General features: G+C 61.5%; 8 protein-coding genes. 2 read left to right on the top strand and 6 right to left on the bottom strand.

Annotated elements, in window-relative coordinates; all coding sequences use genetic code 11:
• Window positions 1-56 precede the first annotated feature (56 nt).
• The 6 genes from ACW9JE_RS24985 to gap form a co-directional block, all read right to left on the bottom strand.
• On the bottom strand, window positions 57-659 hold the full coding sequence (locus ACW9JE_RS24985) for a biliverdin-producing heme oxygenase (protein WP_457434247.1): 603 nt from the start codon (window positions 657-659) through the stop codon (window positions 57-59).
• Window positions 660-773: 114 nt separating this feature from the next.
• A complete protein-coding gene (locus tag ACW9JE_RS24980; RefSeq protein WP_457434246.1) occupies window positions 774-3,362 on the bottom strand; it encodes a TonB-dependent receptor in 2,589 nt (862 codons plus the stop codon).
• A gap of 122 nt (window positions 3,363-3,484) precedes the next feature.
• Entirely contained in the window at window positions 3,485-4,450 is a 966-nt protein-coding gene (locus ACW9JE_RS24975) for a FecR family protein (protein WP_457434245.1), read from the bottom strand.
• Window positions 4,451-4,552: 102 nt separating this feature from the next.
• Window positions 4,553-5,071, bottom strand: a complete 519-nt coding sequence (locus tag ACW9JE_RS24970; protein WP_457434244.1) for an RNA polymerase sigma factor — start codon at window positions 5,069-5,071, stop codon at window positions 4,553-4,555.
• A gap of 91 nt (window positions 5,072-5,162) precedes the next feature.
• Window positions 5,163-5,627: a methylglyoxal synthase gene (locus ACW9JE_RS24965; protein WP_224540914.1), complete on the bottom strand. Its 465-nt coding sequence runs from the start codon at window positions 5,625-5,627 to the stop codon at window positions 5,163-5,165.
• A gap of 79 nt (window positions 5,628-5,706) precedes the next feature.
• Window positions 5,707-6,708: a type I glyceraldehyde-3-phosphate dehydrogenase gene (gene gap / locus ACW9JE_RS24960; RefSeq protein WP_150733671.1), complete on the bottom strand. Its 1,002-nt coding sequence runs from the start codon at window positions 6,706-6,708 to the stop codon at window positions 5,707-5,709.
• Between the two features lie 221 nt (window positions 6,709-6,929).
• On the opposite strand from gap, the gene edd reads away from it, so the two are divergent.
• Both edd and ACW9JE_RS24950 read left to right on the top strand, forming a co-directional pair.
• Window positions 6,930-8,756 (top strand): phosphogluconate dehydratase, encoded by a 1,827-nt coding sequence (edd, locus tag ACW9JE_RS24955; protein ID WP_224540916.1) that lies wholly within the window; start codon window positions 6,930-6,932, stop codon window positions 8,754-8,756.
• Window positions 8,753-9,709, top strand: coding sequence for a glucokinase (locus ACW9JE_RS24950; protein WP_457434243.1), 957 nt, complete (start codon window positions 8,753-8,755; stop codon window positions 9,707-9,709). The genes edd and ACW9JE_RS24950 overlap by 4 nt, the downstream gene beginning before the upstream one ends.
• Window positions 9,710-9,766 lie beyond the last annotated feature (57 nt).

The following is a 9,766-nucleotide window of genomic DNA, read 5'->3' as shown; positions in this document are numbered from 1 at the left end:
TCAGAAATACCGCGGTGGATTCTTCGCGGGCAAGCCTCGCTCCTACATAAAGCAAATCAGGCAGTTTCCGGGGTGTAGGCCTGTTCGAGCAACACGGTGAAGCGGTTGAACGCGTCGATGGCGCCCTTGTCCAGCTGCGCTTCTTCTTCGGCGCTGAACTCCAGCTCATCGAGGGTTTTGACGAAGTTCTTCCAGCCCTGCGCACGACCGCCGGCCGGTTCGCCCAGGTGACGGGCGCCGAAGGTTTCGCTCAGGCCCAGGCCCACCGCACGCTTGATCAGGAACGCCGCACCGAGCTTCGAACCCTCGGAGACGAACAGCCAGCCCAGGGCTTCGGCCTTGCTCGGGTTGTTCACCGCACCGGCAACGGGCGCAGGCACTTCAGTGTCCAGGTCGGCGAGGTCAGCCTTCGCCGCCTCGGCACGGCAGCGGGCCGGCAAGTCCGGGACCATCGCGGTCAACTCGGAATCGTTGTACAGCGCCACCAGCTCCGACTGGAACAGATACTGCGCCACCACGAAACGGGCGAAGTTGGCCTGGGTTTCGAACGGCGCGTGGGCTTTGACCAGCGCGTCGAGTTTGCTGTGGGGTTCGTGGGTGATCTGGTTCAGCCGCTGCGAGCGCAAGGCCGGGCGTGCAGCCGTGTCCTGAGTGGTCATGGAAAATCCTTGAGAAAGAGTAGTGCCTGGTAACGAGACGAATGAGCAGGTGCCGGACAGTAAAAAATCCTCGCTGCGCAACCGTTATCCAGTCGCGCAGCGAGGTCGTCGGGATCAGATATCCCAGATCAGATTGACCGCGAAGTTTCGACCCGGCTGGGTCAGGCGATCGAGGTTGGCCGGTTGCGTCACCGAGGCTTCGCCGACGCTGTCGTAGCCGCGCACGTCATCCCACAGCCAGTACTTCTTGTCGGTCAGGTTGTAGACGCCACCGCTGACGGTCACGTCGTCGGTCACCTTGTAGTAGGCGCTCATGTCCAGCACGCCGAAGCCCGGGGTCTTGAACTGGCTGCTGACGCCGTCCGGCGACTTGAAGTTACTGTCGTCGACGCGGTCCTTGCGCTTGACCAGAGTCCAACTGAGCAAACCGCCGAATTTCTCCTGGTCGTAGCCGAGGCCGAATACGCCGGTCAGCGGGTTGACGCTGTTGAGCGGCTCGCCGTTGTCGTTGTTGCGGCCGTAGGCGTAGGCCACCGAGCCCTGGGTGTACAGGCCTTGCGGCGCGCCGAAAGCGTCGAGGTTCAGACGGCCTTTGATCTCGGCACCCTTGATGGTGGCGTGCTTGATATTGGCGCTCTGGAAGGTCGGCTCATCGTAGCCTGGAGTAACGGCGTCTTCGTTAATGAAATCGCGGTACTTGTTGTAGAACACGGCCACATCGAAGGAGCCCTGCTCGAAGTTGCCGCGCAGGCCGGTCTCGTAGCCCTGGCTTTTCTCTGGCTCCAGATCCGGATTCGGTTCTACGCGATAGCCGGCGGCGGTGTTGTCGAAGCGCCCGTACAACGCCTTGGCGGTCGGCGTGCGGAAGCCTTCGGCGTACTGGCCGTACCAGGTGTAGTTGTCGTTGAAGGCGTAGGTCAGGCCGAACTTGGGCGAGACTTTGTGCCAGGTCTTGTTCTCGTCGCTGACGGTGCCGCGACCATCGGCGGACACAGTGTTGAGAAACTCCTGGGTGATGTCAGGCTTGAGTTCGGTGTAGTCGTAGCGCAGGCCCGGCACGAAGGTCCAGTCGTTCCAGCTGATCTGGTCCTGGGCAAACACGCTGTAAGTGTTGATGGTCGGGTCCGGGAAGTCGCTGGATTTGCGCAGCACGTCGGCTGTGCTGATCGCGCCGATGGCGGTGCAGCCACGACCGACCGCCAGGCACGTGCCGTTACCGCTGCGCGAGCCGGTGACTTTCTGCTGCTTGATGGTGGTGCCGTAGGTCAGTAGATGCTCGGTGTCGGCGATGCTGAAGCCTTTGTCCAACTGAGCGTCGAACACCCACTGCTTTTCTTCGTAGAGCGTTTCGCGGGTTCTCAGCACCTGGCGGGTGATCGGGAAGTAGAACTCGTCGGTGCTCTGGTCGGTCTTGGCGATCTGGTGATTGAGGCTCCACTTGACGTTGTCCGCCACCAGGCTGTCGAGGGCGAAGCTGTGCTCGATGCCGAAACGTTCGCGGGTAATGGTGTCGTTACCGGTACGCCACTGGTACATGCCGCCGGGCAACACGCTGGCCGGAATGGTCGGAGCACCACCAAAGAACGGTCCGCCATAGGCGCTCTTCTGATCGGTGTCTCGATCGTCCTTGTACTTCTCGTAGACCAGGCCCAGTCGCGCATCGTCCTTGTAGTTCCAGCCGATCTTGGCCAGCACGTTGGTGGCGCGCACGTCTTCGGGGTTGGCGGCGGTGCGGCTCAGGCCTGTGCCGTTGTTGCTGCCATAGGATTCGGTTTCGTGGCCGTCGCGCTGGCTGTAGTGCAGCAGGCCGTCGAACTGATCGGCGCGACCGGCAACGGTGGCGGATTTCAGCCAGCTCTCGTCAGCCGAGCTGTAGCCGGTCTTGAGGCGCGCGCCGACGTCCTGGCCGGGCTTGATGATGTCATCGGGATCGAGGGTGAAGTAGCTGACCGCGCCGCCGATGGCGTTGCTGCCGTAAAGCACCGAAGCCGGACCGCGCAGGATTTCCACGCGCTTGATGATTTCCGGGTCGACATAGTTGCGCTGGGTCTTGGCGTAGGGGCCGTTGAAGAAACCGTTGGGCACTTCGACGCCATCGATCTGCGTCAGCACGCGGTTACCGTCGATGCCGCGGATGTTGTAGCCGCTGATCCCGCCACGGGTGCCGGCACCGCCCACGGAGACACCCGGTTCGTAGCGCACCAGGTCCTTGATGGTGTTGACGTTGTTGCGGTCCAGCTCATTGCGGGTGTGAACGGTGACGGTGCTCGGCACGCTGTTCACGTCCTGTTCGTTACGGGTGGCGCTGATGGTTACCTGTTGCAGGTTCAGGGTGCCGGCGCTGGTGCGGCGCTCCAGCACGATGTTGTTATTGCCCAGTTTGCGATAGCTCAGGCTGGTCCCCACCAGCAGGCGCTCCAGGGCTTTTTCCGGTGGCAGCGACCCGCGCACGCCCGGCGATGCCACACCATCGCCCAGTTCCGCCGGCAAGCCCACCTGCCAGCCGGTCACCGCGGTGAAATCATTGAGTGCCGAAACCAGCGGTTGCGGCGCGATCGCGAACGAATAGTCGCCCATGTTGCGGCTCGGCTGTTCGGCGCTGGCGGCCATGACCGGCGCAGTGCCGGCCATCAGGATGGCGGCGGTCAGCAGCGACAGCACGCGGGAAGGGGAAGAGTACTGGCGGGTAAGGCGAGAGGACATCGATAGCGCTCCGTGTCGCACGAATCTTTATAGGTGCTGATCGGCATCCGAGGATGCGAATCAATTGCATTGGCTATAACGAGACGTACGAGGGTTCACTATCGAGTAAAAATAATTCTCATTCAGTTCAAGATGACCAGCGCCGGGTATTCCTTGAGCTTGGCCGAGGTGATGTGAGCCAGGGAGCGCACCACGTCCAGCGGTTGGTCGAGGCGGTAGTTTCCGGTGACGGCGACATCTGCCAACTGTTCGTTGTTGTTGATGATCCAGCCCGGATAGTAGCGACGCAGTTCCGCCAGCACCTGGCTCAGCGGACAGTTCTCGAACACCAGACGGCCCTGGACCCAGGCCAGGTCGGTGGCGGCATCGAGCTTGGCCGGGCGGTCGAAACCATTGGGGCCGATACGGATGCTTTCCCCGGCAGTCAGACGTACCCGCGCATCATCGCGGGTGGCGCGCAGATCGACATCGCCGCGTTGCACGCGAACCTGAGCCACGCCGTCCAGATAACGCACGGCGAAGGCGGTGTCGCGAACGCTGGCGGTGACCGGGCCAGCGTCGATCTCCAGCGGCTGGCCGCGTGCGGACTGCACCTCGAAAAACGCCTCGCCCTGATACAGACGCGCGACACGCTGCTGATCGTTGATGGTGCTGGAAAACGCCGAGTTGGTATTGAGCAATACCTTCGAGCCATCCTCCAGTTGCAGGCGCTGGCGCTCGCCGACCACGGTCAGGTGATCGGCCTGCAAACGCATCGGCAGGTTGCTGAAGCTGAACAGACCGAGGATCAGCACGGCAGCGGTGGCCAGGGGTTTCCAGTGCGGGCGCAGACGCGACAGCACGGTGACTTTGGCAGGAAGCGAGGCGAGGTTCTGCGCGCACTGCGTGACTTGCGGGCCGTTCCAGATCTCCTTGGCCTTGGCGAACGCAGCGGCGTGCGCCGGGTCGGCGGCGAGCCAATCGTGGAACTGGCGAGACTGTTCTTCGCTCGGGCTGTCCAGCACGATCAGCCAGTCCATAGCCTGGTCCATCGCGTCTGCAGGGTCCTGCGCCGATGAAGGCGAAGGGGAGCGGTGGGTGTCCGTCACGGTGTTTCCTCGGCAGTGTCTGTGCACGGCTGTTTTTTCAGTGAAGCGCAAAAGAGGGGCAAGGGTAGCCCCGATGAACATGGCCGTCGAGACACGGGCGACTCAGTGGCCGTTCGCCCGCTCGGCGACGCCGATGCAAATGCTCATGATCAGTTTCAGTTCCTTCTGCACCGTGCTCAGGGATACGTCGAGCTTTTCGGCGATCTCAAGGTAACTGTGACCGTGCAGGCGGCTGAGGATGAAGATCTGTTGCTGGCGGGAACTGAGTTGACTGAGGCGCACGTTCAAACGCTCGAGCAGTTGTTCGGCATGGGCGGCGTCTTCGGCGCTGCTGGCGGGGGCGGCAACGCTTTCCACTACCTCCAGCGGCACGTCATCGACCATGGTCCGCGAATGGATGCGCCGCGCACGCAAGTGGTCCAGCGCCAGATTGCGGGCGGTCTGGAAAACGAAAGGCTCCAGGTGATCGATGGCCCGCTCGCTGAGCGCACGGGTCACCCGCAGGTAAGTCTCCTGCAGGAGATCCTCGGCAGTGCTGTGGTTTTTGACCATCCGCTCCAGCGTGCGCAGCAGAGAGACTCGCTGGGTGATGAAGACGTCGTTGAAGCGCGATTGACTCACGGGAGGACCTGATCCGTTTTGAGCGAATGATAATGCTTATCATCTACTCGAGTGGTCAAGCACTGATTTGTGAAGTTTTCACTTTTTGACGTTAGACACGACCCTGCAAATAGGTCGCGTAATCCGGAATCCGGTGCGGGTGGGCCTGCTCCATCAACGGGCTGCTGAGCAAATAGTCGGCGCTGCATTCATTGCACGCCACGGGGATATTCCAGACCGCCGCCACCCGCAGCAAGGCCTTGATGTCCGGGTCGTGGGGCTGGGGCTCGAACGGGTCCCAGAAGAACACCAGCATGTCGACCCGTTGCTCGGCAATTTGCGCGCCGAGTTGTTGGTCGCCACCCAGCGGACCGCTGATCATGCTTTCCACGGGCAGGTCGAGACGTTGTTGCAATAACAAACCCGTGGTTCCGGTGGCGACCAGTTGATGCTGGGCGAGGCGATGTTTCTGGCGCTCGGCCCAGTCCAGCAGGAACGCTTTGCAATGGTCATGGGCGACCAGGGCGATACGCTTGCGCGCCGCCATGGTTTTTTCGGTGAAGGTGATGCCGATCATGAGGGGTACTGCTCCAGACAGGTTGTCACAGCTTTCGCAGAAGCTGCCGAGGCAGCTCCTGCGCATAAGCGAGCAGCGATCACTCGGCGTTGCAGAGCGCCAGGCAGTTATCGAGCATGCGGTTGGAGAAGCCCCACTCGTTGTCATACCAGGCCAGGACCTTGAGCAGCTTGCCGCTGGACTTGGTGTGGTTGGCGTCGAAGATCGACGACAGCGGGTTGTGGTTGAAGTCGCTGGAAACCAGCGGCAGGGTGTTGTAACCGAGAATCTTCGAATGCTGACTGGCCTGCTTGAGCAGCGCGTTGACTTCCTCGGCGCTGGCCTCTTTTTTCAGCTGCACGGTCAGGTCCACCAGCGACACGTTGATCACCGGTACGCGCACGGCCATGCCGGTCAGCTTGCCCGCCAGCTCCGGCAATACCAGGCCCACGGCTTCAGCGGCGCCGGTCTTGCTCGGGATCATGTTCTGGGTCGCGGAGCGGGCGCGGTACGGGTCGGTGTGATAAACGTCGGTCAGGTTCTGGTCGTTGGTGTAGGCATGGATCGTGGTCATCAGGCCGCTTTCGATGCCCAGTTCGCGGTGCAGTACCTGAGCTACCGGGGCGAGGCAGTTGGTGGTGCATGACGCGTTGGAAATGATCTGGTGCGACTGGCGCAGGATGTCGTGGTTGACCCCGTACACCACAGTGGCGTCGGCGCCCTTGGCCGGCGCGGAGATAATCACTTTGCGGGCGCCGGCGGTGATATGCGCGGCGGCTTTGGCGCGGTCGGTGAACAGACCGGTGCATTCGAACACCACATCAATCTTTTCTGCGGCCCATGGCAGGTCCGCCGGATTGCGAATGGCGCTGACCGCAATACGGTCACCATTGACGGTCAGGCTTTCCTGATCGTGCTGGACATCGGCGTCGAACGTGCCGTGAACCGTGTCGTACTTGAGTAGATGAGCGTTGATCGCGCTGTCGCCCAAATCATTGATGGCGACAATCTGCAGATCCTGACGGTAGCCCTGGGTATAGAGTGCGCGCAGGACATTACGGCCGATCCGGCCAAAACCATTGATTGCGATTCGAAGAGTCATATATCAGCGCTACCGTCGTTTTGTTGTTGGAATTACAAGATTATTCGCAAAAAAATAGAAAACAAGCCTTTTTAGTGGCAATATTTTGTTCAATCTACAACGAGTGACCTGAATCAACTGGTCCAACCGATCGAGAAAACCGTCTGTCATCCCATCGACAACGGCGTTTGATCAGCATAGACAATCAGGTCCGCCACATCCGTTAGCCTGGAGTTCTACACATGCATCCCCGCGTACTTGAGGTCACCGAACGCCTTATCGCCCGCAGTCGCGCCACGCGTGAGGCTTACCTTGCATTGATTCGCGGCGCGGCCACTGACGGGCCGATGCGCGGCAAACTGCAGTGCGCCAACTTCGCCCACGGCGTGGCCGGTTGCGGGAGCGATGACAAGCACAGCCTGCGGATGATGAATTCCGCCAACATCGCAATTGTTTCGTCATATAACGACATGCTCTCGGCGCACCAGCCGTACGAAGTCTTTCCCGAATTGATCAAAAAGGCCCTGCGCGAGATCGGCTCGGTCGGTCAGTTCGCCGGTGGCACTCCGGCCATGTGCGATGGTGTGACCCAGGGCGAGCCGGGCATGGAACTGAGCCTGCCCAGCCGTGAAGTGATTGCCTTGTCCACCGCCGTGGCGCTGTCCCACAACATGTTCGATGGCGCGCTGATGCTCGGCATCTGCGACAAGATCGTCCCGGGCCTGATGATGGGCGCACTGCGTTTCGGTCATCTGCCGATGATCTTCGTGCCGGGCGGGCCGATGGTCTCGGGTATTTCCAACAAGCAGAAAGCCGATGTGCGTCAGCGTTATGCCGAAGGCAAGGCGACGCGCGAAGAGCTGCTGGAATCGGAAATGAACTCCTACCACAGCCCCGGCACCTGCACCTTCTACGGCACCGCCAACACCAATCAGCTGTTGATGGAAGTCATGGGCCTACACTTGCCGGGCGCGTCTTTCGTCAACCCGAACACGCCATTGCGCGATGCCCTGACCCGCGAAGCGGCGCATCAGGTGACGCGCCTGACCAAACAGAACGGCAGCTTCCTGCCGATTGGCGAGATCGTCGACGAGCGCTCGCTGGTCAACTCCATCGTCGCCCTGAACGCCACTGGTGGTTCGACCAACCACACCCTGCACATGCCGGCCATCGCCATGGCGGCGGGCATTCAGCTGACCTGGCAGGACATGGCCGACCTCTCCGAGGTGGTGCCGACACTGAGCCACGTCTACCCGAACGGCAAGGCTGACATCAACCACTTCCAAGCGGCGGGCGGCATGTCGTTTCTGATCCGTGAACTGTTGGAAGCCGGGCTGCTCCACGAAAACGTCAACACCGTGATGGGCCACGGCCTGAGCCGCTACACCCAGGAGCCATTCCTCGACAACGGCGAACTGGTGTGGCGTGAAGGCGTGACCGAAAGCCTCGACGAAAGCATCCTGCGTCCGGTGGCCCGTGCGTTCTCGCCAGAAGGCGGCCTGCGCGTGATGGAAGGCAACCTCGGTCGCGGCGTGATGAAGGTTTCCGCCGTTGCTCTGGAAAACCAGATCGTCGAAGCGCCGGCCATGGTGTTCCAGGATCAGCAGGACCTGGCCGATGCGTTCAAGGCCGGTTTGCTGGAGAAGGATTTCGTCGCGGTGATGCGCTTCCAGGGCCCGCGCTCCAACGGCATGCCGGAGCTGCACAAGATGACGCCGTTCCTCGGCGTGCTGCAGGATCGCGGCTTCAAAGTCGCGCTGGTCACCGACGGGCGCATGTCCGGTGCGTCGGGGAAAATCCCGGCGGCGATTCACGTCAGTCCCGAAGCTTATGTGGGCGGCGCTTTGGCGCGGGTGCAAGAGGGCGATATCATCCGCGTCGATGGCGTCAAAGGCACCCTGGAGATCAAGGTGGACGCCGAAGAATTCGCAGCGCGCACGCCGGCCAAGGGCCTGTTGGGTAACAACATCGGCACCGGTCGCGAGCTGTTCGGTTTCATGCGCATGGCCTTCAGCTCCGCAGAGCAGGGCGCCAGCGCGTTCACTTCTGCCCTGGAGACGCTTAATTGAAACTGGCTTTGGTCGGTGACATCGGTGGGACCAACGCACGCTTTGCGTTGTGGAAAAACCAGCAGCTGGAATCGGTCCAGGTGCTGCCGACGGCCGACCATGCCAGCCCGGAAGAGGCGATCAGCCTGTACCTGAGCGGGCTGGGCCTGAAACCGGGTTCGATCGGTTCGGTGTGCCTTTCGGTGGCGGGGCCTGTGAGCGGTGATGAATTCAAATTCACCAACAATCACTGGCGTCTGAGCCGCAAGGGTTTCTGCCAGACCTTGCAGGTGGACCGCTTGCTGCTGGTCAACGACTTCTCGGCCATGGCCTTGGGCATGACCCGTTTGCAGCCGGGGGAATTCCGCGTGGTCTGCGAAGGTACGCCGGAGCCATTGCGTCCGGCGGTGGTGATTGGTCCGGGCACTGGCCTGGGCGTAGGCACCTTGCTCAATCTCGGCGAAGGGCGTTTTGCCGCGTTGCCGGGGGAGGGTGGTCACGTTGACCTGCCGTTGAGCAGTCCGCGGGAAACCCAGCTGTGGCAGCACATCTTCAATGAGATCGGACATGTCAGCGCCGAAACCGCGTTGAGCGGCGGCGGTTTGCCTCGTGTGTATCGGGCGATCTGTGCGGTGGATGGACATGAGCCGGTGCTCGATACCCCGGAGGCGATCACTGCTGCAGGCCTGGCAGGCGACCCGATTGCCCTTGAAGTGCTCGAGCAATTCTGCTGTTGGCTCGGCCGCGTGGCCGGCAACAACGTGCTGACCACCGGTGGGCGTGGTGGTGTTTACATCGTAGGCGGCGTGATTCCGCGCTTTGCCGACTTCTTCCTCGAAAGCGGTTTCGCCCGGTGCTTTGCCGACAAGGGTTGCATGAGCGACTACTTCAAGGGGATACCGGTGTGGCTGGTGACGGCGCCGTATTCCGGGTTGATGGGGGCTGGGGTCGCACTGGAACAATCCCTGATTTGAAATGCGATCAAAATGTGGGAGCGGGCTTGCTCGCGAATGCGGAGTGTCATTGAACAT

The organism is Pseudomonas sp. SDO55104_S430 (assembly GCF_054070595.1).
This window is presented reverse-complemented; position numbering and strand designations above follow the sequence as displayed.